At 69.4% G+C, this 23,395-nt stretch carries 16 protein-coding genes; 8 read left to right on the plus strand and 8 right to left on the minus strand.

Going from position 1 to position 23,395, the window contains the following annotated elements; all coding sequences use genetic code 11:
• Positions 1-386 precede the first annotated feature (386 nt).
• Positions 387-3,191, minus strand: coding sequence for an RNaseH domain-containing protein (locus tag KDL01_RS45160; RefSeq protein WP_212527799.1), 2,805 nt, complete (start codon positions 3,189-3,191; stop codon positions 387-389).
• A complete protein-coding gene (locus KDL01_RS08385; protein WP_212527800.1) occupies positions 3,188-3,958 on the minus strand; it encodes a hypothetical protein in 771 nt (256 codons plus the stop codon). The genes KDL01_RS45160 and KDL01_RS08385 overlap by 4 nt, the downstream gene beginning before the upstream one ends.
• Positions 3,959-4,057: 99 nt before the next feature.
• On the opposite strand from KDL01_RS08385, the gene KDL01_RS08390 reads away from it, so the two are divergent.
• From KDL01_RS08390 to KDL01_RS08415, 6 genes are all read left to right on the plus strand, one after another.
• Positions 4,058-7,105 carry a Tn3 family transposase gene (locus tag KDL01_RS08390; protein ID WP_212527801.1) on the plus strand — a complete coding sequence of 1,016 codons (3,048 nt, stop codon included), beginning with the start codon at positions 4,058-4,060 and terminating at the stop codon, positions 7,103-7,105.
• A 253-nt stretch (positions 7,106-7,358) separates the two neighbouring features.
• Positions 7,359-8,078: a hypothetical protein gene (locus KDL01_RS08395; RefSeq protein WP_212527802.1), complete on the plus strand. Its 720-nt coding sequence runs from the start codon at positions 7,359-7,361 to the stop codon at positions 8,076-8,078.
• Positions 8,075-9,289 (plus strand): M20 family metallopeptidase, encoded by a 1,215-nt coding sequence (locus KDL01_RS08400; protein WP_212527803.1) that lies wholly within the window; start codon positions 8,075-8,077, stop codon positions 9,287-9,289. Before KDL01_RS08395 ends, KDL01_RS08400 begins: the two co-directional genes overlap by 4 nt.
• A gap of 168 nt (positions 9,290-9,457) precedes the next feature.
• Entirely contained in the window at positions 9,458-10,255 is a 798-nt protein-coding gene (locus KDL01_RS44445; RefSeq protein ID WP_212527804.1) for a DapH/DapD/GlmU-related protein, read from the plus strand.
• Positions 10,252-11,496: an acyl-CoA dehydrogenase family protein gene (locus tag KDL01_RS08410; protein WP_212527805.1), complete on the plus strand. Its 1,245-nt coding sequence runs from the start codon at positions 10,252-10,254 to the stop codon at positions 11,494-11,496. Before KDL01_RS44445 ends, KDL01_RS08410 begins: the two co-directional genes overlap by 4 nt.
• Positions 11,489-12,580: a DUF2332 domain-containing protein gene (locus tag KDL01_RS08415; protein ID WP_212527806.1), complete on the plus strand. Its 1,092-nt coding sequence runs from the start codon at positions 11,489-11,491 to the stop codon at positions 12,578-12,580. The genes KDL01_RS08410 and KDL01_RS08415 overlap by 8 nt, the downstream gene beginning before the upstream one ends.
• On the opposite strand, the gene KDL01_RS08420 is transcribed toward KDL01_RS08415, so the two are convergent.
• A complete protein-coding gene (locus KDL01_RS08420; RefSeq protein WP_212527807.1) occupies positions 12,573-13,070 on the minus strand; it encodes an NUDIX domain-containing protein in 498 nt (165 codons plus the stop codon). The genes KDL01_RS08415 and KDL01_RS08420 overlap by 8 nt on opposite strands.
• A gap of 72 nt (positions 13,071-13,142) precedes the next feature.
• On the minus strand, positions 13,143-14,201 hold the full coding sequence (locus KDL01_RS08425; protein WP_212527808.1) for a recombinase family protein: 1,059 nt from the start codon (positions 14,199-14,201) through the stop codon (positions 13,143-13,145).
• Between the two features lie 276 nt (positions 14,202-14,477).
• On the opposite strand from KDL01_RS08425, the gene KDL01_RS08430 reads away from it, so the two are divergent.
• Positions 14,478-15,671: a DGQHR domain-containing protein gene (locus KDL01_RS08430; RefSeq protein WP_212527809.1), complete on the plus strand. Its 1,194-nt coding sequence runs from the start codon at positions 14,478-14,480 to the stop codon at positions 15,669-15,671.
• Positions 15,672-15,753: 82 nt separating this feature from the next.
• Positions 15,754-17,439: a hypothetical protein gene (locus tag KDL01_RS08435; RefSeq protein WP_212527810.1), complete on the plus strand. Its 1,686-nt coding sequence runs from the start codon at positions 15,754-15,756 to the stop codon at positions 17,437-17,439.
• A gap of 226 nt (positions 17,440-17,665) precedes the next feature.
• Here the strand turns inward: KDL01_RS08435 and KDL01_RS08440 are convergent, their stop codons facing one another.
• The 4 genes from KDL01_RS08440 to KDL01_RS08455 all read right to left on the minus strand — a co-directional run bounded on the left by KDL01_RS08440 (position 17,666) and on the right by KDL01_RS08455 (position 23,113).
• Complete coding sequence (locus tag KDL01_RS08440) at positions 17,666-17,896, minus strand: hypothetical protein (protein WP_212527811.1); 231 nt, start codon at positions 17,894-17,896, stop codon at positions 17,666-17,668.
• Positions 17,893-19,146 (minus strand): restriction endonuclease-related protein, encoded by a 1,254-nt coding sequence (locus KDL01_RS45165; protein WP_212527812.1) that lies wholly within the window; start codon positions 19,144-19,146, stop codon positions 17,893-17,895. The genes KDL01_RS08440 and KDL01_RS45165 overlap by 4 nt, the downstream gene beginning before the upstream one ends.
• 59 nt (positions 19,147-19,205) lie before the next feature.
• Complete coding sequence (locus KDL01_RS08450) at positions 19,206-20,510, minus strand: helix-turn-helix domain-containing protein (RefSeq protein ID WP_212527813.1); 1,305 nt, start codon at positions 20,508-20,510, stop codon at positions 19,206-19,208.
• Positions 20,511-21,205: 695 nt separating this feature from the next.
• On the minus strand, positions 21,206-23,113 hold the full coding sequence (locus tag KDL01_RS08455) for an NACHT domain-containing protein (RefSeq protein ID WP_212527814.1): 1,908 nt from the start codon (positions 23,111-23,113) through the stop codon (positions 21,206-21,208).
• Positions 23,114-23,395 lie beyond the last annotated feature (282 nt).

Below are 23,395 nucleotides of genomic sequence, written 5' to 3' on the forward strand. Positions count from 1 at the left end.
TCGCCTCCTCTCACCTTCGGCACGGTGACCACAACGGCTTCCCCAGCCCCCGCACCGATTTCCTACGCAACAGCCCATGATTGCACACCGCTCATGCACAGTTCCAATCAGTTACCACGAGTGCGAACTCGCCCATTTGACACACACTTCCCCGCGCCGATTTGCACCCCCGCCCGGGCATCACCGGCGCCGCGGTGAACACGCCGTCCGCTGCCGCATCCGCCAGCGAGTCCTGCAGCACGCTCATCACCACCGACACGCTCGACGGCGACAGGCATCGCCCCGCACAGCCTGCGGGCGCACCCCGCCAGGTCGAGCGCCGTGACCTGCCCGATCGGGATGGTGCCGGATGAGCCCTGCATGCCCGAGTTGTCAGAGCAACGCTGCTACTCGTCGTCAACGGCCTCGGCGGTCTCGGGTTCCGCGGCCGGCGTCGGGTCTTCCTGCGCCGTTCGCCGGTACTGCGGATGATCGAGGTCCATCTGCTTGGCCGCGTGCAGGGGGACGGGATACCGGGAGCGGTCCGACCAGAACTGCGCCTGGTGACACAGTTTCGCGGCCGCGATAGCGAGCGCCTCGCGGGAGATGCGCGGGTCGAAGGCGATCGGGTAGATCTCGGTCGCGGTCATGGAGTACCAGTTCTGCGGCATCTCGCCCTTGCGGCGTTCTGCCGCGACCTGCGACTGGACGGACTTCTTCGCCTCCCACCGCGTGTACTTCGCCCCCAGGCGCCCGCCGCTGCCCCGAAAGGGGCGCGGCACATTGCACAGGATCCACACGGGCGTGGCGAAATCGGTCTCAACGCGGAAAAGGGTCTGCGCCGTCTCGTAGTCGGTGCTCGTGCCGGCCTTCGTGACCTTGGAGGAGCTCACCGGCTGCGGGACCTCCTCGTCGTCGATGTTGACGCGCACCACCGCCTTGGGCCGCTGGTCGCTCTGCAGGCTGGAGCCGGGAAGCCAGTACTTGCTCTTTCCGCTCGCCTGGTCCGCACCCTGGCACACGTTCTGCAGCCCGCTCCACATGCGCCGGGCGGCGAGTTCGTCGACCGTGACGACGTACCCGGTTCCGTCGAGCTCCTCAGCCAATTCCCGCAGCGCCCGCTCGACGTCGTCGGCCGCCTCGTCCCACCGCTGCCGATAGGTCCTCTTCTCGCCGGGCTCCGGATAGGCCCGGGCGTGGAAAGAGGTCTGTGCCGTGCGATACGGCTGCCACTCGGGTTTGGCCGTGCTCCACCCGAGCATCGTCCACACCCCTTCGGGGTCCGCGGGAGGAACCACCGCCGTCGCCGTGATCACGACCTTGGGCGAGCCTTCCTCGTCCTTACGGCGGTTCTGCTGGCGCACGTAGATGCCCACATGCGCGAGGTCATCGACCCGTGGCGAGTCCTTCTCGGGCTTGAGCGCGTTGGCGATGCGGTCGTCGATGATGCCGAGTGAGCGGTACAGGTCGAGCAGCGCCATCTCGGCGGGATGGTCGTCCTTCTTCACCTGCACGACACCGCGATCGGTGCGCCCGAGGAGATACTGCGTGGGGATGCCGAGACGGGCGAGAACCGCGTGCGTCTGATGCTTGGCGTCGAGTTCCTCAAGGTTCTCATAACCGGCCTGTTCCTGCTCGGCGTGCTCCGGGCGAGGGAACTCGGTCTCACACCACGCCGCGACGACGGTCGTCGCCTCGTCGAGAGCCAGGACCGGACGGATCGCCTCCAACGCCCGCGCCCGTCCTTCGGCGCGGCCCGGACTCAGGAACTCCTGCGCAGCGCAGAAGACGGCCGTGACGGAGCGGCCGTGCAGTTCGATCTCCTGACCGTCGACCGGATCGAGACCCGTCGTGGGCAGAGCGTAGGTGTCCGCGAGGGTCTTGAGCATGCGCAGCCGCGTCTCGTCGCGGTACCACAGGCACACGAGCCGCAGCTTCTTGAACCCCGCAGCCTCGATGCACGCCACGATGGAGTCCGCGGACGGGAACGCACTGCCGCGAGGACGCAGGGACTCCTTGCTGCCGGTCTCCTGCTTCTCCTGCTTGCGCCGTTCGAGTTCCTGTTTGGGCACCGTCTCCGGGTCCGTGGGCCGGTGCGGAAGGCTCATCGCCACCTCCCGCATCACCAGCGGCACCGCCTTGCCGTCGAAGACGGTCTCAACATGCTCGTGCAGCTTCCGCAGATGGTGCATGCCGACGCCGGTGCCGATGGGGAACTGGACGTTTCTGCCCAGTACCGGCCACACCTGCCCGGGGCGCTCGCGGGCGAAGCGGATGCGTTCGCCGTTCTCGCGGGCTTCGGCCAGCAGCTTCTGCTCGCGTCGGGAGCGCTCGTCGATGGCGCGCAGGATCGAGTAGTCCATCTCGAGCCTGCCCAGTGCCTCAAGGGCGAGGCGGTTGACGGTGCGCGCGCCGCCTCGGCCGTTGAGGGCGATCTGCAGAATCGGATGCTGCTCGTCGCGCGGCACCGCCAGCGCCGTCGAGGCGAATACCAGGGAATCGTCGATGCGCGTGACGTGGGAGGTCAGCTGCAGGATCGGGCTTTGGATGTTGGGCATCGTCTTCAGGCGCAGCGCAGTACGCGAGAGCGCGAAGCGCCCGCCCTGCTCGTTCTCCCACGGCGTATCGATCGCCACCAGGCCGCCGCCGGTGTCCGGGCGCAGCTTGACCTCCCTCGTCTCGGAGATCTTCAGGTGACGGTTGGCCAGCGTGCGGGAGATGTCCCAGCCGATGGTGCGGAAAACCCATCCCGGCGCGGTCGGCTGTTGCCTGGATGTGGGTGCGAGATGCTCGGCCAACCGGCGTTCGACCTGCGGCGTCGCGGCGATGCGGCTCGCGAGTACGGGAGGGGCCGAAAGGTCGATCGTCTCGATCGCGGCGCCGGAGGCGAGGTGGTAGGTCAAGGTGAACACCCGCTCGAGCAGCCGGTCATCGAGCGGTTCGCGGGAGGCGAGGAACGGACCGCGCTTGTCCGGGTCGAAGTAGACGTACCCGCCGGTGAGCACCTTCAGGACGGTGGTGGCGATCGAGTAGGGGACCTGCGCGGAGTCGTTGCCGTAGCGGCGCTTGCACTGGAAATCGAAGTCGTCCCAGAGTTTCGCGGTCGCCTCATCCAGGTCGCGCACGAACACGCAAGCGTTACCGACCAGGTCGGGCGTTGCGCGGAAGGCGAGGGCGTTGAGGTACTTGCCGGGCTCGTCGTGCTTGCTCACGCGTGTTCTTCTCCTCGGCTGCCCGGGTACTCGGGCGTGGAAGCTTCGATGCCTGCGTACGACAGGAAGGCGCCGAGCGCCTCGCCGTACAGGTCGTTCATGCGGGCGCGGACTTCGGGCGTCCACTGGGAATGGATGCGCCGCAGCACGGTTTCCAGGTCCGCGCTCCAGGTGTCCTCGTGGAAGGCGTAGTCGACCATGTGCAGCACGGCCTCGGTGCCCCCTCGCCGCGCCCGGCCGGCCAACTGGATGAGGTCGACGATCATTCCTGCGACGACCTCCTCCTGCAGCGGCTTGTGCATCGCCGTGAACTGGGGCGCGGTGCGCAGCATCAGTTCGAGCCTGTCCCAGGCCGCGTCAGCGGCCGCGGCCAGCGCGGTGCAGGGATCGGTGTCCGAGTCGCGCGCCAACGCGCGCATGCCGGCGGCGTTGATGGACCCATACATCTCCGCGGGATCATCGATGCGCGCCAGCGGCCTGACACACAGATAGACCGAGCGCACGGCCGAGCGCGTCCCGACGACGATGTTCAAGCCGCGTGCGATCAGGGGCAGCGGAACGACCAGGATCTTGCCGTAGTGGGGGAAATCCTCGAACTCCTCGAACGTCAGCCGCGTGGCAATACTCTGGCGGGGCAGGTCGGGGTTGCCCGCATGCTTGTCGCCGGCGCGCACGGCCAGGCACAGGCCGCCGTCGAAGCGCCCTGCCCGGGCGATGCCGGTCGCCAGGTGGGCGCACTGCTCGTAGGAGTTGGCCACCACCAGCACGCGGGCGCGGTCTTGGGGTCCGGGGACGATCGCTGCGAAATTGAACGCTAAGCACTTCGGAGTTGATCATGCCTGTGACCAGGGCTAGCTTCTGGCGGCATGTCAGTTGAGAATCTTTCTGAAGAGCAGGTGGCCCGCTACGGCCGGTTCGCTGGTGACCCGACGCCCCAGGAACTGGAGGAGTTCTTTCTCCTGGACGAGACCGCGTTGGAGCTGGCCCGCACGAAGCGGCGCGGGTACAACCGGTTGGGTTGGGCGGTGCAGTGGGGCACGGTGCGGATGCTCGGGATGTTCCTGTCCCAGCCCTCGCAGGTCCCGGAGGTGGTCGCCGAGTTTGTGGCGGAGCAGGTCGGCGGGGTGGATGCGGCCAGCCTCAAGCAGTATCCTGACCGGCTGCCGACCCAGCACGAGCACGCGCGGGAGATCCGCGGCCTGCTCGGGTTCCGCGAGTTCGATGCCGCGGAGCTGGATTTGCGGGCGTTCGTCGCGGGCCGGGTGTGGGTCTCGAACGAGGGTCCCCGGGCGTTGTTCGACCGGGCGGTGGTCTGGCTGATCAAGCACCGGGTGCTGCTGCCGAGGATCACCACGCTCGCCCGGCTGGTGCCCGAGGTCCGCGCCGGCGAGCAGGCTTTGATCAACGCGGTGATGGATGCCGAGGTGAGCCCGGAGCTGCGCAGGACGCTGCTCGGGGTGCTCACGGTGCCGGACGGCCAGAGGGTCTCGACGCTGGAGCGGTGGCGCACTCCGGTGCGGGATGTCTCCGGGCGCGGGCAGCGTACCTCGCTGCTGCTGGCGCAGGAGATCAGGGAGACGAACGCCCGGGGTGTGGATCTGTGGCGGGTGCCGGAGGTCAAGACGGCGGAGCTCGCGCGGTTCGGGTTGGCGACGAAGGCACCGAAGCTGCGCGAGCTGGCCGAGCCGCGGCGCACCGCGACGCTGTTGTCCATCGTCCGGCACCTGGAGTCCTCCTCGGTCGATGACGCGCTGACGCTGTTCGACGTGCTGATGTCGACGAAGCTGTTGGCGCGGGCGCAGCGGGCGGATGTGAAGGAGAAGCTGCGGACCTGGCCGAAGCTGCGCAAGGCCGCGGCGAAGGTGGGCGCGGCGGTGGAGGTGCTTTTGGAGACCCCGGCCGATGCCGAGGGCAGCGCCGGTCCGGTCAGCGTCGCCGAGGCGTGGACGCTGATCGAGCAGGTGGTGACCCGTCAGGAGCTGATCGAGGCGATGGCGGATCTGGCCGAGGTGCTTCCCCCGCCTGCCGACGGGGACGCCGACGCCGCGTGGCGCTCCCAGCTGATGGAGCGTTACGCGACGGTGCGCCCGTTCATCGCGCTGCTCGGGGACGTGGTGCCGTGGGGCACGACCGAGGCCGGCGCCCCGGTGATCGCCGCGTTGGAGGCGCTGCCGACGGTGGTTGCGCGGCGCAAGCCCGCCCCGGCGCACGTCGATGCGCGGCTGCTGGCGGACGGCACCTGGAAGCGGCTGGTCTTGGGCAATCCGGAGTTGGCCCCGGCCGGGCTGATCGACAAGTCCGCGTGGACGTTCTGCGTGCTCGACACCCTGCACACCGCGCTCAAGCGGCGGGACGTTTTCGCGCTCGGCGCGGACGTGTGGGGTGATCCGCGCGCGCGGCTGCTGGCCGGGCCGGAGTGGTCGGCCGCGCGGGAGAAGGTGACTGCGGGCCTGGATCTGCCGGGCAGCGCGGAGGAGCACCTCGGGGAGTTGCGGCTGCTGCTGGATGAGACTTTCCGGCACGTGGCCGAGGCGCTGCCGGACAACGCGAGCGCGTCGGTTCGCGACGGGCGGCTGCGGGTGGACCGGCTGGATGCGGAGATCGAGCCGACCGGGATGAAGAGCGTGCGGGACGCGGTGGACGCGATGATGCCGAAGGTCGACTATCCCGAGCTGCTGCTGGAGGTGCATGCGCACACCGGCGTGTTCGGCGCGTTCGAGCACATCAGCGGGTTGGCGGCGCGGCGGGAGGATCTGGAGATATCCCTGACGGCGCTGCTGGTGTCGAAGTCCACGAACATCGGGCTGGATCCGGTAGTCAAGCCGGGCGAGGCTGCGCTGACGCGGGGAAGGCTGGTCGGGGTGGACTACGGGCACTTCAACCTCCCCGGCATCACTGCCGCCTCCGCCCTGCTCGTGAAGGGGCAGGGCGAGATCCCGATCGCGCGTGATCACTGGGGCGGCGGGCTGGTGGCCTCTGCCGACGGGATGCGGTTCGCCGTCCCGGTGCGCAACCTCCACGCCCGTCCGAACCGGAAGTATTTCGGCAACGGGCGCGGGGCGACCTGGCTCAACGTCGTCTCGGACCGGGTGATGGGGCTTGGCGGGATCGTGATGCCCGGCACGCTGCGCGACTCGCTCGGCATCCTCGACGCGGTGATCAATATCGAGGCGGGCATCCGTCCCGAGGTCGTGATCACCGATACGGCCTCGTACAGCGATCTGGTGTTCGGCCTGTTCGCGATCTTGGGCTATCAGTTCTCCCCGCGGATCGCGGACATCTCGGATGCGCGGCTGTGGCGCTTCGAGATGAATGCGGACTACGGCCCGTTGGAGGCGGTCTCGCGCCAGCGGATCCAGACCGAGAAGATCGTCGCGCACTGGGAGGACATGCTGCGGGTCGCAGGCTCCCTGCAGACCGGCCGGGTCCGGGCTCACGACCTTTTGCGGATGATGAGCACGGACGGGCGCACCACCGGGCTCGGGGAGGCCTTCGCGCACTACGGGAGGATCTTCAAGACCCTGCACCTGCTGCAGTACATCGATGACGAGGCCTATCGGCGGATGATCGGGGTGCAGTTGAACATCGGCGAGGCCCGTCACGCCCTGGCCCGGCGGATCTTCTTCGGTCGGCTCGGGGAGCTGCGGGCGGGCTACCGCGAGGGCATGGAGGACCAGCTCGGCGCGCTCGGCCTGGCCCTGAACGCCGTTGTCTACTGGAATAGCCTGTATATCGATGCCGCCGTGAACGAGCTCGAAGCTCAGGGCTGGGGTCTTTCGAGCGAGATCCGCGCGCGCCTGTCTCCCCTGGGGTTCGAGCACATCAACTTCCACGGCCGCTACCCCATCGTGCGCACCCACACCGACGGGCAGCTGCGCGCGCTGCGCCCGCTCGGCGGCGAGCAAGGCGAATAGCCTTCGCTCCGTCGGCCGCCGTCACCCGTCGGCCGCCGTCACCCGGCGGCCGCCGTCACCCGGCGGCCGCCGTCACCCGGCGGCCGCCGTCACCCGGCGGCGGCCGGCGCCTGCGCCCGATGCCGTGATCAGGGCTCTGGGAGGGTATAGGGAGGTCATGGGCGGTGGTGAGGTAGGTGGGAGCGTTTCGCGTGGCGGGCCGGTCTCCGGGTTGCGGGCGGCGCGCTGGGCCCGGAACTGGACGTTGCAGGAGGTGGTCGAGCAGATCGACGCGCGCTCGCCGGGCGGGGAGTCGGGGGTGACGGCGTCTCTGGTCTCGGCGTGGGAGCTGGGCAAGATCCGGACGTCGGCGCGGTACCGGCGGGTGCTGTGCGCCGTGTACGGGCAGGGACCCGAGGCCTTGTTCGCCCACCAGGACGACACCGCGGCCCGGGGGCCGGGGCCCGCGGCGGTCGAGCGGGACCTGGGGGCGTTGCGGGTGCTGGTGGGTTATCGGGCGCTGCTGGCCGGGATGGTGGAGGTCGTGCACGACGCTCAGGAGCACCTTGTCGTGACCGGGTCTCGGTCGCGTTCAACGGCGTATCTCGAATCGATCGAGGCGGCGTTGGCGGCCCGTCCCGGTCTGGTGCATTACCGGGTGCTCTACGGTCCGCCCCGGCATGGCGAGTTGGTCCGGCATCTTGAGCGGCTGTTGGAGATCCGTGATCCGGCGGACCGCTCGATGGGGTGCAAGACGCTGCATCTGGGGATCGTGGCGGACACGGCGCGCACCCCGGAGCGGTTCTTCGTGGCGTCGGAGCGCGACGCGGTCGCGATCATTCCGTCGGTCTCTACCGCGGAGTCCTTCGATACCGGCATCCTGTTGGGCAAGGAGGCGGCGGCCGGGCTGCTGGCTCACGGGCGTGAGGCGTATGCCGGGGCCCGGCGGATCGAGTCCATCGAGGCGATCAGGGAACTGGCGGTGGCGAAATGAGCACGCAGGAGCGGTACGAGGAAGGTGTCGCAGTCGGTCCGATGGCCGCTGCGCAGGACGATCGCGAGGCCGTGCTCGATCTCGCCCAACGCCTGGTGCGCATTCGCAGCCGGGCCGGTGTCGATGACTACGAGCCGATCCTCGGGACGCTGGAGGGCTGGCTCGCCGGCGCGGGGCTGGCGTACCGCCGCCTGCACGGCGAAGACGGCGCGGTGGTGGGGCTGGTGTGCGAGATCCGCGGCGGTCGGCCGGGGCCGCGGATCGTGCTGGACGCGTGCGTGGACACCGCCCCCTTCGGCGACCTCGACGCCTGGACCCATCCGCCGACGGCGGGCGTCATCGAGGACGGGTGGCTGCACGGGCGCGGGTCGGCGGATTCGAAGACCGGAGCGGCGATCTTCCTGCACCTCGCGGCGCGCGTGGCGCAGGTCGCGGACCGGTTGGCGGGTGACCTGGTGGTGCTGCTGGACGCCGACGAGCACACCGGCGGGTTCGGCGGAGCGAAGGCCTACATGGCCGGCGGGCAGGCACCGGGCCGGGTGGACGGTGTGATGATCGGATATCCCGGCGCCGATCACGTCGTGGTCGGCGGGCGCGGGGTGCTGCGGCTGCGCCTGGACGTGCACGGCGTCGCCGCGCACTCAGGCGGGCGGGCTGCGTCGCCGAACGCGATCAGCAAGGCCGCCGCGCTGATCGCGGCGCTGGACGAGCCGCTTCCGGGGGCCGACGCGTCCTGGTTCGGGCTGGCGCCGAAGCTGTCGGTGACCGAGATCCACGCCGGCGAAGGATATTCGGTGACCCCGGACCTGGCCCACCTGCATATCGATGTGCGCCTGACGCCCGACTTCGACCAGGCCGCCGCCGTGGCGCTGCTGCGCGAGCGCGTCGCCGCGGTGGACGGGCGCTGGCCCGGCACCGCGGCCACCGACGTGCACACGGTGATGGCCTGGCCGCCCTACCGGCTGCCCGAGGACCATCCCCTGGCGACCGCGCTGCTCAAGGCCGCGCACGACGTCGGGTTGCAGACCGCGCCGAAGGTCGCGGGCCCGTCGAACATCGGCAACTACCTGGCCGGGCTGGGGGTGGCGGCCACCGCCGGGTTCGGGGTCGAGTACGTCGGGCTGCACGCCACCGACGAACGCATCCGCATCGCCTCGATCGTTCCGGTCCAGGCCGCCTACCACCAGGCCGTCCTGGACCTGCTCGGCTGACGACCCGCCGCCTGCTGCCATCCGTTTATCAGTTCTCTGCCAATGGCAGCGGATTGCTCGCGGATGCTCTCGCCCGCGCACGTGCCCGTGCGGTCTCCTGGTGTCATCGACAAACCTTGCCCGGCCTCCGCGACCCGGCGCCGGGCACCAGGGGGAAAGGGGTGCGAGATGACCCAGCGAGCCACCCGCAGGCCGCAGCTCCGGGCCGATGTCAGGGATCTGGTCGAGGCCGGACTGCTGGAGATCGGCGACGGGGCGCACATCGCCGTGTCCGCCGTGTTCGAGCCCGCCGACCACCTCGGCACGCTGCGCCCGATCCTGATCGGCGAACGCGCCAGGATCGAGGCCGGGGCCGTGGTGCACGGAGGGGTGAGCATCGCCGCGGGCGCCCGGATCGAGGAGCACGCCGTGGTCGGCAAGCCCGAGCTCGGCTATGCGGTCGGCCAGAACTACCCCGGCGCCGGCGCCCCGACCGAGATCGGCGAGAACGCCGTGATCCGCTCCGGGGCGATCGTGTACGCCGGAGTGCGCATCGGGGCCGGCAGCGCGATCGGCCACCACACCCTGCTGCGCTCGCTCGTCGTGATCGGCGCGGGCAGCCAGCTCGGATACGGCATGAGCGTGGAGCGCGCCACCCGCATCGGCGACGGCGTGCGCTGCTCACCGCTCACCCACCTGACCTCCGAGGTCCAGGTCGCAGACCGGGTGTTTCTCGGCGCGGGGATCCGCACCGTCAACGACAAGGAACTGATCTGGCGCGAGACCGGGCGCGAACCCGTACTCGCCCCGCCGAGGTTCGAGCGCGGCGCCAAGGTCGGATCCGGGGCCGTGATCCTGGGCGGGATCACCATCGGCGAAGGCGCCCTGGTCGGCGCCGGGGCCGTGGTCACCCGCGACATCCCGCCCGGTGCGAGGGCGTACGGCGTCCCGGCCCGCGTGCAGCAGCGAAAGGAGGAGACCGCGTGAACAACCTGGGAGCACTCCCGGCCTGGCTCGCTCCGCTGCGCCCGGCCCTGCCCGGACTCGACCCCGGCGACTGGGACCTGCTCGACGAGTTCGAGCACGCCCTGGCCGCGGCGCTGCCCTCGGCTGCGCCGGACGCCGGGCGGCGTCCGGCGCAGCTACTGGAACTGCGCGGCGCGCTCGCCCGCGCCGGGTTCGCCGACGTATGCCTGCCGCCCGCGCACGGCGGGCGCGGGCGGGGCTTGGCCGTCCAGGGGCTGATGCAGTTCATCGCCGGGTTCTACGACACCGACCTGCGCGATGCCACGGGCCCCGGCCACGGCCGGATGATCCAGGCCCACGCCAGTCCGGCAGCACGCGCCGTGTGGCAGCCGCGGCTGGCCTCTGGTGAGTTGGTCGGGATCGCGGCCACCGAACGCCACGGCGGCTCGCGCCTGCCCGCGATCACCACCGCGGCGCGCCGCCGTCCGGGCGGCGGCTGGTGGCTGACCGGGGAGAAGACCTGGATCTCCCGGCTGGACGAGGCCGGCGCCTTCGTCGTGTTCGCCACGATCGAGGACCGCGGGGTCAGTGCCGCGCTCGTCCCGGCGAACGCGCCCGGCCTGCTACGCACCGCCAACCGGCCCGCCGGGCTGTCCGGGTGGTCCTGGGGCTCGCTGCACCTGGGCGAGGTCCACCTGCGCGAGGACGATCTGATCGGCGCCCCGGGCGATGGGCTGCGCGTGTTCGACGAGCACTTCGCCGTCTTCCGCCCCCTGGTCACCGCCACCGCCCTCGGGACCGCCGCCGGCGTGCACACCGCGGTCACCGGGATCCTGCGCGCCCGGGTGGCCTGCGGCATCCTCACCTCGCTGCGCGACACCGCGCTGGTCCGCCTCGGCGAGAGCCACGCCCAGATCAACGCCGCGCTGCTGCACACCCTGGCCGCGCTGCGCCTGGCCGAGACCGGCTCACCGCACGCCGCCGTGTTCTCCCGCACCGGAAAAGCCACCGGCGTCGCGACCGCGCACCGCGCCGCGCACGAACTGCCCCTGCTGGTCGGGGCGTTCGGCTTCCAGGACGGCCACCGCCTGGTCAAGGCCCGCCGCGACCTGGACGCCCTGCAGTTGGCGGACGGGATCGGCGAGGAACTGCTGCGCTCCGCCGGACGCATCCTGACCGGCACGCCGACCGACACGCACCGCACTGACAGGCCGTCAGACCTGCGGCGCGACCGACTCACCGAGGAGCCCGCCCGTGCCTGACACGCTTTCGACCAGCCAGCCGACCGGCCCCGACGCCCTGGCCGCCCGGTTCCGGCACTTCGCCGCCGTGCGCACCGGCGCCTACGCGCCCTTGTACGCGGTCCTGGGTGCCGTGATCGCCGAGGACCAGGAGCTGCTGACGATCGCCGCGCACGCCCCGTCCGGGCAGAGCGCGCCGGACCTGATGCTCGCCGCCGTGCACTACCTGCTGGCCGAGACCCCCGAGCACCGACTGGCCGGGTTCTACCCGACCCTGACCCGGACGCCCGCGCCCCCGGGCGCGGCCGGGCCGGCGCTGCGCGAGTTCGCGCTGGCACGCAGCGTCGAGCTCAAAACCCTGATCGGGCAGCGCACCGTGCAGACCAACGAGGTGCGCCGCTGCGCCTACCTGCTGCCCGCGCTCCAACTCGTCGCTGCGCTCACCGGCGGTCGTGAACTCGCGCTCATCGAGGCCGGCACCAGCGCGGGCTTGAACCTGCTGATCGACCGCTACGCCTACCGCTACGGCTTGGCCCCGGTCGGCGACCCGTCCGCCGAGCTCGTACTGGACTGCGAACCGCGCGGGCCGTACCAGGCCCCGATCACCCTGCCCGCCCTGCGCATCGCCTGGCGCGCCGGACTGGACCTCAATCCCCTCGACGCCAACGACCCCGCCGACCAGGCGTGGCTTTCCGCCCTGGTCTGGCCCGACCACCCGCAGCGCCTGGAACGGCTTCGCGCCGCCACCCGCATCGCGGCCCGGTGCGAGCGGCCCCGCTTCTACACCGGCGACGCCGCCGCGACGCTGCCCGCTGCGATCGCCGACGCCCCGGTCGAGCACGCGGTGTGCCTGATGCACACCGCGTTCCTCGCCCACCTCCCGCCGACCGCCCGCGAACGCTTCGAGCAGCTGGTACCGCAGCTCTCGGCCGACCGGCCGATCTACTGGATCCACGCCGAACCACGCACCGACCCCGACGAGCCACGGCTCCAGCTGTCAGTCGCGGTCGCCGGACACATCGAGGCCACCTGGCGCCTGGCCGACTACCACCCGCACGGCGAATGGATCGCCTGGAGCGGGACCGACCCGGTCACGATCAGCTGACCGGCACGCCGTTCTCCAGATACACCGGGCCACCCGGAACATCCAGCGCCGCCAGGCACGACTCGACGCGCCGGGCCAGCAGCGGCGAGAGCAGTCGGCGCGCGCCGTCCAGGTCGACGAACGCGCACGAGCGCAGCTCCTCGGGAGGAAGCGCGATCCCCGCTGCTTGCTCGGGCGCCAGGACGCCGCCGTCGAACACCGTGATCAGCCCCTCGCTGCGCTCGGGCCGCGGCGGCACCCAGTCCACCGCCACCAGCCGCCGCGGCACCACGTCGAGCCCGAGCTCCTCCTTCACCTCCCGGCGCCCCGCCTCCAACGGCGACTCCCCGAGCTCCACCGCGCCGCCCGGCAGATCCCAGTACGGCTTGTACGTCGGCTCCACCAGCAGCACCCGGCCGAGATCGTCGAACAACAGCACGGAGGCGGCCATGCGCTTGCGCGGCAGCGACGCGTCCCACTCCGAGAGCCCGGCGACAGAATCAGAACTCATGCCCCGACCCTAACGGCGCCCGCGGCGCGGCCGCGACCGCACACACCGCCGCACTCCCGCGGGCGGGCGGTGTCAGGGTCGGGCCTGTTCTTGCAGCCGGTCGCGCAGTTTCGCATCGACGGGGTCGAGCACACGGGCCGGGCGCGGGCGCGGCAGCCCGTGGCCGCTCGTCGCGTCGGCGAGGGCGGCGTATTCGGTGCGGGCGGCTTCGACGGCCTCGGGGTAGGCCTGCGCGTTCTCATGCTCGGAAAGCGCCCGGTAGATGCTCGCGAGGCTCGGGTTCTTCCCGACGCGCTTGCCCGTGGGGATGATCAGGTCCGGGCGGATCGACTCGACGGACTCGCCCGCGGCCCGCCGACGCAGCACCGTGTGCAGCATGTCGTCGGTGATCACCTGGGGGCGCCCGCCGAGCTTGCCGCGTCGCGCGGCGGCGTCAAGGCCTTCGAGGGTGGCCTCGCGGATGTTCTCCCGCTCGGTCTCGGCCATCGCGGCGAAGAACCCGAACAGCATCCGCCCCGGCCCGGTCGGGTCGTAGATCCCGGGCAGGGGGCCGGCGAGCATCTCCAGGACGAGGCCGTGCGCCTGCAGGTGGTCCGCCAGCGCGGTCAGTTCGGCCGCATCGCGCCCGAGCCGCTTCATCTCGTACACCGTCAGCATCACCCGGCAGTGCGGGGCGTGCGCCTTGATCTGACGGGCGAGCGCGAGGGCGGCTTCGAACTTCGGGCGCACCCGCACCCGGGTGCTGACCTTCTCCGCGAAGATCTTCTCCCTCGGGATGCCGTGCGCCGCCAGCGCGTCGAGCTGGGACTGGAGTTCCTGAGTCAGCGTGCTGCATCGGGCGTAGCCGACGCGGATGTCCGCACTCGGGGAATCCTGGGCGATCGGGGTCGGCGGCGCCGTGCCGGGCCGCCAGGGCTGGCCCGGGCCGCGGTCGGCCGGGGTCGGTACGCGCAGTTCCTTGGCGAGACGGGGCACCTTCTTGAACCGGCCGGTGTGGTAGATCCCGGCGACCGCGCCCGAGCGCGCGCGGCACGGCGAGCCCGGCTCGGCCCCGCACCGCGGGCACGGGTGCCGCTCGACGTCGTCCGCGTCGGGAGTGTCGGATTCGGGCAGGTTCTGATGGTCCGTCACACCGTGGATTCTCTCACAAACATTTCGCACAACGGGGTCCGGGCCGAACTTCCGTGAGAACGGGTTCTGAGAAGAATTCGGGCCCTCGTGCCCGGTGCCGCGCTCCGATGTTGATCTTCTCCGGGAATGGACCGTTTCTGAGAAACGGAAACGGGGCCCACCGAAGCTCTTCGGAAGATCTTCGGATCAGATCTTATTTGACAGATCTGACAATAAGATCTAAGGTTAAGATCTGACTGAGTTTTTTCCGTAAGCGTCCGGAAGGTTGGGCTGAGGATGTCGGAGCACAAGGGGACCATTCAGATCGCGGGTGCGCTGTGTGTGCAGCGGGGCACCCGTATGCTGCAGGCGTTCACCGACGCCGTCACCGTGTCGGAGCACCAGAGGATCGACATCTTCGATCCGGACACCAACGCCGGGTACCAGCGCGCGCCCGTCACTGCCCGGGTCCGCAAGGCGGCGCGATACTACGACGAGAAGCAGGGCCGGATGCCCAACCCGCTGCTCGTCAACGTGCGCAAGCAGGACATGGACGAGAAGCGGGTGGTCGTCGTGGTGGACACGGACCAGGCCGGCTACGAGAACGCCGTCCTGGAGGGCGGAAACTGGATAGGGACCGGGCGAATCGAGTTCAGTGCCGGTCTGGCGCTGTGGATCTACGACGGCCAGCACCGGTCGGGCGGCCTGAACCAGCTGCTGAGCGGTCAGACGGAGTACGAGGACTTCCCCGTGCCCATCAGCCTCACCCTCGGGCTCGACCCGGGCGAGGAGATGCGCGAGTTCTACGAGGTCAACACCAACGCGGCCCCCGTCAAGACCGACCTCGCCTGGCAACTGCTGACGAAGATGGCCGAGGACGACCCCGAGCTGCGAGAGATGCTCGCGGCGGAGGACAAGGACTGGGTCACCCGCGCCTACGCCATCGTGGACGAGCTGGAGAAGCTCGACGGCCCGTGGCGCGGCCGGTTCCAGGAAGCGAACCGTCGCAAGACCAGGGGCGACGGGGTGACCATCCCCAAGCCGCAGTTTGCGCGATCCCTCAAGCCGGTGCTCGACATGCCCTCCTTCAAGCGCGCCGACGCGGCGACCGTCGCCGCCGTGCTCAACGCGTACTGGACCGGCATCAAGCAGGTCATGCCCGAGCCCTTCGAGGCGGCCCAGGACTTCGTCTTGCAGAAGGGAAACGGCGCCGTTGCACTGCACCGCGTACTGCCCCAGGTGGTCGAAGTCGTACGCAGCAACGGCGGACGACTCGGCCAACCGGACGCCTACGCCCACGTCATGACAGAACTGCCCACCCTCGAAGGCGAGGCTGTTGACAACGACGGCCAGCGCACGACCCGCTCGGGCGCCGACTTCTGGCGGGTGGGCTCGGTCGCCTCGGGATTCAGCGGCGACGCCGGCCGCAGGAGGCTGGGCCTGCTGATCCAAAGCCGCCTGCCCTCGCCCGCCGAGACGATCCAACTCTGATATGTGCGCCCGTCGCGCCTTGCGCGCGGGCCATCGAGCCCTCGATACAACAGGTTCTCTGCCAGGAGAGGTGAAGAACGTCATGATCCTCAGCACCAATCCGCTCGCGCACAGGACGGTGCTCACCGTTCCGCACGCGGAGAACCCCTTCCAGGGCGTCCGCCGCATCAGTGCCAGGTGGCTCACCGGCAAGTTCGGCTCCGCCCCGTCTGCCTCAGGCCATCACCGCCTCGACGAGGTATCGGTCCTGACCAACCAGGCGTCCTACCTGACAAGCGGCGCTGAGCATGCGATACGCCTTCAGCTGCGCGAGGACAAGGCCGAGGCCACCTGGCGCACCACCATCACCGCCGTTGCCGCCGACGACACCTCCGCGCTGCTCTCGGTGAGCCTGGAGGTGTTTCCCAACGGCAGCACCCCACTGCCGTCCGCACGGCCGCGCTTGGTATGCGACCTGGTCCAGGAGTTCAAGCCGGTCGACGGCCCCGCGCCGTTGGCCCTCAAGGCTCACGACACGGGCTCCGAAGGCGTCGACGCGCTGATAGACGTGCTGTGCGACCCCGCCCGGCGCATGCCGGTTATCGTGGCGGCCCAGCCGCTGCGTCCCAATCCACTGTGGTCACAGCGCATCGGCGCGGTGATGCGAGACTGCGCCGGGGCGGCCTCGCTGTACCTGCTTACCGACGCCGAGACCGTCGACGCGTTCCGCGCCGCGATCGGTGAGCACCACCGGGTTGCGCCCGGCTCGGTACGGACCTTCCTGCCCGAGGTCGACCCGGCGTGGCCGGACGACGCGCCACGCCACCGATTCCTGACCGTGGCCCGGCTCGGCGACCCTCAGGACCACGCTTGGCGAGGACTCGCCCGCACCGTCCAACGGCTATCCACCGAAGCCCCGCTGCCAGACGCCCTGCGCTCCCTCTCCTTCCCCGACGACGACGGCCATCGGCGCCGCGAAGAACGGCAGGCCGCACTCGCCGCTGCCCGGCCCACCGGCGAACTGGCGAAAATGCGCACCGACGTCGAAGAGCTCAGGGCCCTGCTTGCCCAGGCAGACGAGGAGCTCAAGGAAGCCTCGCGCACCGCCGACCTTTCCACACGCACCATCTCCTCCCTGGAAGATCAGCTCCACGCGGCCGCCGCCCGAGCGGACGAGGACATGGAGGAGGCGCTGCGCGCTCTCGACGATGTGGAGAGGGCACGGGCCGAGGCGAACACGCTCCGGCGCCGGCTTCGCGAAGCGGGCCGCTACGAGGACGCCGTACTCGTCGAGCAACCCTCTGGCACACCGGACTCCTTCGAAGAGCTCTGGGACCGGCTGGACGCCTTCGAGGGGATCCTGGTCACGGCCGACAAGGGCAAAGCCCTCCAACTGGACGAGGCGGAACGGGCCCGCGTGTGGACGGCCAAGGCATGGAACGCCCTCCGCGCGCTCGACTCCTACGCCGACGCGGCGAAGGAGGGCTTCAACGGCGGCTTCCACCAGTACTGCACGGCAGGCCGGCCAGGATCGGTGACCTGGCCGCTCAAACAACTGGCGACCGCCGAGTCCGAATCCACGATGAACAAGTGGGGCACGGAACGGCTCTTCACCGTCCCCTCAGAGATAGACCCCTCAGAACGCAAGGAGATGCAGGCCCACCTGAAGCTCGATTCCAAGGGCAGCGCCTCGCCCAGGGTCTACTTCCTGGATGACACCAAGGGCCCGACCGGTCGCGTGATCGTGGGCTACATCGGCACTCACCTCACCAACACGAAAACCAACTGAGCACACCAGCGGCCGCGGCGTCCCGCCGTCCGCCCGGTAGACCCGACGCGATGTCGGAATCCTGGGGCACCCACTGCCGTTAGCCGTCTCTACGGCTCACCAGCAGCGCGGATCCTTAGCGTTCAATTTCGCAGCGATCGTCCCCGGACCCCGTCTTTGTCCTTCGCCGCGGTGCGTTCGAGTTCACGGTGGATGTGCAGGTCGTAGAGGTTGCTTCCCAGCTCGATCAGCGCTTCCTTCTTGTGTCCTTCGTACGCGCCGGAGATCTTGATGGGCTGGCCGACCAGGGGATGGCCCTCGCCGTAGTCGATCCGATGCTTTCGAGCTCGAACGCCGCTTTGTCGAACGGCGCGGCCGTGCGCGCATCGCCGGGCACCGCGAGCGGAAAGTAGTGGGCGGCGAGCGCCAGCGCACAGAACACTGCGGTCTGCCTGACCGGCATCTCCTGATCGCTCATGCCCAGCCCACCCCCGAGCGCTCGCACGCCATCACCGCGAAGTCCGTCGCCGTGGCGACCTTCACCCCGTATTTGCCGCACACACCGGACAACAGCGGCACCTGGCCGCCGCGGTAGTCGGGCACCACGAGCCACTCCGCTCCGCCAGCGTCCCCCGCCTGGGCGTGAACGAGTTCGCCGAGCGTCGCGGCGGAGGTGTAGTCCTTCACATCCACCTTCAGCAGCTCCTTCTTCCTGCCTCTGGACCCGACCTCGACGAGCAGGTCGTAGGTGTCGAGCACGGGCCACAGATGCACGACGAGTCCGCGCTCGACCAGGGCGTCGTAGAGGGCGAGCTCGGGGATGCCGGGCACTGTCGTGTAGCGCCAGATCCCGCGGGCCACGGCCTTGTGATGCGCGGCGGGCAGCGCCTGCGGGACCGCGCTCAGATCGGGATGCAGAACCGCGTCGCGTGGCGCGAGCCCTTCGAATCCGCGCTCAGGCACCAGGTGCGGGGCACCAGGACCGGATCCGGGCTGGAACAGGTAGGCCGCGCCCATGTGCGCATGCGGGGCGTGCCAGCACACGGCCCGTCCGATCAGCGCCCCGGCGGCGTTCGGCCGCAGGCTCAGGCGCATCGGCCAGGCGCATACCGGGCACGGATACCACCATCCTTCGTACACGGACGCGTAGGGGATGTCCTGGTACATGTCCACGATCAGCGGCGGAAGCCGAAGCTCGCACAGGTCGGCCACCGCCCCGGCCGGATGCCGGATCAAGTCGCTGCGCCCATTCTCGTATATCGCCTGGTCCCCCTGCCGGCGCAGCAGCGTGAAAGCGATCTCCTGCTCGATCTCGGACTGGAGCTCGGCCTCGGTGACCGTGCCGGCCCTCTTCCCGAGCTTGCGCAACGCATGCAGCAGCATCCGCTGCTCGAGATCGAGGTCGAACACGTCCTCGCTGACGCGCCCCTCAGTGTCGATCACGGTCAGGCCGCGCATGTCGAGCGGGTCGATACCGACAGGAAGCAGCGCCGCGAGATCTTGCCTGAGGGCGCGTCTGAAGTCCCCGAACGACAGCGGTGCGAGCGGACCGCGGGCACCGAGCAGCAAGCCGTGGCATTCCATCAGGGTTTTCAGGCGCGTTTCAGGAGCAAGGCCCGGGGCGGTGGCCGCCTGCGCGGCTCGCAGAGCAGCGCTGGTGACCATGAGACGGACACCCGCCTCCTCCATCGGCCGAGGCGCGCCCTCGTCATCGGTGAGGCTCGTCACACCACCGAGCGTAGGGTCTCGTACCGACACCGGTGGCCGGAATGCGGAAATCCGACGCGCTAGGGCGAATCACCGCACTGGTGAGCGCCAGGAGCCCACCCGAGTGCCGGTACTTCTACGTGGGGGTAGAGCTCCTGGTAGGCCGGTAGATACTCCACCACGTGCCGCCGACCGAGGGGAGTCAGGCACCAGCGATACTCGAGGACATGTGATCCGTCTTCCGCCTTGACCGGCACCGAATCGATAAGGCCCCGGCTCGGACGGCGACCGGCCCGGCCGCTGTAACCGACTCCGATATAGAACAGCGACCTGCCGGCCAGCGCGTCGTCGTCTAGGCCTTCCGGCTCCGCAGCCGCGACGCGCACCACGACCCGCCACAGCCACTCGGACAGCAGATGCTCAGGCGGCCCCGGATCCCGCGGCTCGCCGAGTCCCGCGCGCGCAGCGGCACGTCCGGTCCGAGTGATCTCAACCAGGACGCGCTCGACCTCGCCGACGCCGGCCACCTCCACGCTATCCTCGGTGATCTTCACCAGGCCGCGGCGGGCGAGCGCGTGCACCGTGGCCCCGGCGCCGGGATCGTGCACGCCGCGCCGCCGAAGCCGCTCCTGCAGCCGCGTGTACCCGACCACGCTCGCCGGGGCGCCGAGCGTGAGTGGCAGTTTGCGCCATCGGGCCGCGCGCGGCACCGGCAGATGCTGGGCCCGGCGCATCCACATCTCCGTCTCGGTCATCCGATCGTCGCGCATGATCTCACCGAGGTAGATCTGCTGGCGATCGTTGAGCGACTGCCACATGTCGATCGCGGTCTTCGCCGGTGTGTCGGCGCGTCGCCCAGGCAGCGCCGGCGCGGGCTCGTCCGGCCTGATGCGCAGCCATGCGTCCAGCACCATGCGTACGGGTACGCCGAATGCCGTGGCGAGCGCGCCGACCAGCCGCCCCGTTGTCTCCGGCTCGTCCCAATGCCGGCCGCGCACTGAGTGGCCCTGTTCGAGAGCTGAGAGCTTGACCGTGCTCACGCCCAACTTGCGGCCTACAGGGGTGGCGCGGAGCAGTTCGACCGTCCTCTCGAGGGTGAGCCCCGCCGCGTATCGCAGGTCAACCAGCGTCTCGCTCCCGCGCCGCGTCCCGGTGAGCAGGTCGAGATCGCAGCCGAGAGCAGCCGCCAGCCGCTCCAGCCGCGCCGGTGTCGGTGTGTGTCGTCCCTCCTCGTAGAAGAAGACCATGCGGGTCGATACGCCGCATCGGGCGGCAAGCTCCGCACGCGAGATGCCCAGCTCGGCTCGCCGGGCCTTGAGCCGGTCCGGATCTATGGCGCGCAAGGGCGAGGGCACACGACCATTCAAGTTGAATGAAGACTTCATTTCAAGCAGGTAGCGGAAGAAGCGCTCGACTTTGATTGGGATCGTGCCTTTGATCCGGCGTCGATGCAGGTAGGCGCGGTTGGCCCGGCAGGCGTCGGCCCTCTGTCCGCCAAGACCCGATCGGCCTGGTGTGCGGTCGTCCGAGCCCGAGCTGTGGAGCGCGGATACGTTCGAGCACGGCGATGAGCTGCGAACTGTCCCCGCGCTGGCCGCCCGTCAGCAGCAAGGACATCAGCTTGCGGTTCTGCTCGCACGCGACGTGCAGTTTCGTCGCTGACGCGCCTCTCGGCCGTCATCGCGTTCTCGGCCACGCTCTTCACGGGCGGCACCGCGACCGCGGCGCCCGCAACGGCCACCGCAGCCGCCGCCCCCACGCCCTGTCCCCTCGTCACCTGCACGGTATTGGCCACGCAGATGGCGAACTGGCTCTCACTCCAGGCCGAGCAATCCTTCGCCACCCGGGAACCGGCCCAATCCCCGCGCCCGATGCGAGTGCACGCCCGCGGCCGGTACCGAGCCCTATCCGGCGCCGGTTTGGCGCATGGCCTGCGTGCGCTTGCGGATTGCAGACACGGCCTCGACTCCGAGAGCAGGATTCTCCGCGCACGCCAAGAAGCGCTCCAGTGCGCTGGCACTGCCGACCTCGTCCAGCGCTGTAACTATGTGTTCGATCACGTCCCGGCGATGCATTCTTGTCAGCGGTAAGTCGGAGTCTGATCTACCTTTAGCCACTTCTCATGGAGAGCCACTTCAGCCAAGGCCCTGGGCGCTGCTTCAGGAGACTCGGAAGTCCACGTGACTGAGTCCTCCGTCGGCTGTGCTTGGGCGCTGCGCGTGGCCACCAATCCGGCCATGTCTCCGGTTGCGCCCGTCGTGGTGATCACTCGGTCTTCGAGGATTCCGGACGCACCGAGCCGGTGTGCCGCAATGCGCAGGGCTCGTTGGAGTCGCGTTGAGGTGCTTTCGTAGGCTTGAACGAGGTCGTCAATGAGGTCGTCGATCACACGGCCTTCCGCTACGGCCCATAGAGCCAGCGCCCACTCGGCACGCGAATGATCGTCCTGACATGCGCGGCGTCGCCCGCGCCACCAGTCCTGGTCGTCTCGGTGCTTGCGAGTTTCCGCGATGAGGGTGGCGGGATGGCTGTCGAGTCCGAGTGCTTCGGTGCCGCGGGCGACGATATGGCCGTCAAGGAGAGGCGACGCGGCACCGATCACGGCGATTTCGGTTGCGAGCCAGCACCGTCCGCAGTGCTGGTAGAGCGCGGTCGAGACCCTGGACCAGGGGAAGGTCGTGCCTCTCTCGCCCTTCTTGAACGGACGCATTCCGGCGATCTTGGCATAGGGTGAGGCCTTGCCCTTGAGGTACTGGATGGCCTGTCCGCGCCGGATATCGGAGGAGGCAGGCGGGCGCGGATACGGCATGTCGGGCCCGAACGCGTAAAACTCGGCCGGGCTTAGCGCCACGGCAATTTGTGCCGGTTCGGAACGCACGGAAGTGGTCTCGGAAGCCTGCCCATCCAGAACGGCCTGGATGAGCTCGGCTTCGAGAGTACTGTGGGCTGCGGGCACGAGGCCTGTGTTGAGGATCAGTTGGGCGTGCTGCCCGTCCTCGGCGTGAAGCTCGGGGACTTCGAGCACCTTGCCGGCTGCGACTTCGCAGTCAGCGCCGATCGCAAGCCAAACGGCTTCCATGCTGGTGCCGATGGCTTCGCGCAACCGCTCAGCCCACCACGAGGAGAACTCATCCTTGAGCCCGAGCAGCTCACGAAGGGCCCGCACTCGAATGTTGTTCTGCGGAGCGGAAGGGTTCGCACTGATATCTGATGTGATCCTTAACCAGGCGGTATTCGCTTGGGCGCTCTCAGGTAACGGCGAAATCTCCTTGCCATCGAGCGCGGCGATGAGAAGGCGGCAGCCAAGATCGTCTGTGAGCGCATCAACGACTGCTGCGGCCTCGAGCGGCCGACTGCTGAGCACACCATCGGTGAGCAGGCTCCATGATGCTACGCGGACCTGTTTAGAGGCATTTTCGGCGAGTTCGTTCTTGATGCCCGCCACGAGCACATAGATGTCAGAGCCGGCGGCGTTGCCGCCGTAAAACCGGAGGGTATTGAGCCAGTAGGGGCGTCGAAGAAGCTCACGGAATACGACCGTGCGGTCGAACCGGTAATCACCCTCACCGGCGTACCGATAGAGGTAGCGGGCAGCGAAGTACTCCCGGAGCGACAGCACCTCAAACTCGTAGGTACCCTGCTCCTTCCCAGTGAGTGCCCACAGCCGGTCGGCGGCGGCCGTGAGAAGCTCGTCGACGACCTCCTCAGGCTTGCCGTAAGCGCGCTGGAAGTGCTTCATCGCTGCTTTGACTTCATCCTGCGCCATGCGGCCACTGTGGCCATCCCTCTCGGCGCGCGACTGGAGATACCAGCCAAGGAACGGCACAACCTCCATGAGATCGGCCCGGTGCTTCCGTACCGATTCGGGATGCTTATTCGCCTCTCGCGCGAGAAGCATGTTCATGTAAGCGTCATAGAGCTCTGTGCGCTGGCTTGGTGTCGCGTCGCCGTTCTGGCGGAGCAGGAAGAGCAGGATGGTGAGCTGCATCGGATTGCCCGCAAGCTCACCGATATAGGGTTCGCGCGTCTTCTGGGTAAAATTCTTCCGAAGCGTTCGGCTATCATTCCCGCGAACATCGTGGACGGCGCACCACTTGCGGAGGTACTCGTTTCGCAGAGCTGCGTCGAGAGGACTCAGCGAGACGGAAGTTGTCAAGTCAAGTAAGACGGCCTGTTGTTATGGATAGCGTAGGACGGGTTCTGTCTCTGGTTTCGGTTCGTTGATCCAGGCGTGCTCGGGTATCGCCGGCGGATTGGGGCGCCGGGCGAA

It is taken from the genome of Actinospica durhamensis (assembly GCF_018139695.1).
Taxonomy (GTDB): Bacteria; Actinomycetota; Actinomycetes; order Streptomycetales; family Catenulisporaceae; genus Actinospica; species Actinospica durhamensis.

Excerpts from the sequence above, each read along its gene's own strand:
- KDL01_RS08390 (WP_212527801.1), top strand. The coding sequence starts at position 4,058 with ATGTCAGTTGAGAATCTTTCTGAAGAGCAGGTGGCCCGCTACGGCCGG.
- KDL01_RS08400 (WP_212527803.1), top strand. The coding sequence starts at position 8,075 with ATGAGCACGCAGGAGCGGTACGAGGAAGGTGTCGCAGTCGGTCCGATG.
- KDL01_RS44445 (WP_212527804.1), top strand. The coding sequence starts at position 9,458 with ATGACCCAGCGAGCCACCCGCAGGCCGCAGCTCCGGGCCGATGTCAGG.
- KDL01_RS08420 (WP_212527807.1), bottom strand. The coding sequence starts at position 13,070 with ATGAGTTCTGATTCTGTCGCCGGGCTCTCGGAGTGGGACGCGTCGCTG.
- KDL01_RS08430 (WP_212527809.1), top strand. The coding sequence starts at position 14,478 with ATGTCGGAGCACAAGGGGACCATTCAGATCGCGGGTGCGCTGTGTGTG.
- KDL01_RS08435 (WP_212527810.1), top strand. The coding sequence starts at position 15,754 with ATGATCCTCAGCACCAATCCGCTCGCGCACAGGACGGTGCTCACCGTT.
- KDL01_RS08440 (WP_212527811.1), bottom strand. The coding sequence starts at position 17,896 with ATGAGCGATCAGGAGATGCCGGTCAGGCAGACCGCAGTGTTCTGTGCG.
- KDL01_RS08450 (WP_212527813.1), bottom strand. The coding sequence starts at position 20,510 with ATGAAGTCTTCATTCAACTTGAATGGTCGTGTGCCCTCGCCCTTGCGC.
- KDL01_RS08455 (WP_212527814.1), bottom strand. The coding sequence starts at position 23,113 with ATGCAGCTCACCATCCTGCTCTTCCTGCTCCGCCAGAACGGCGACGCG.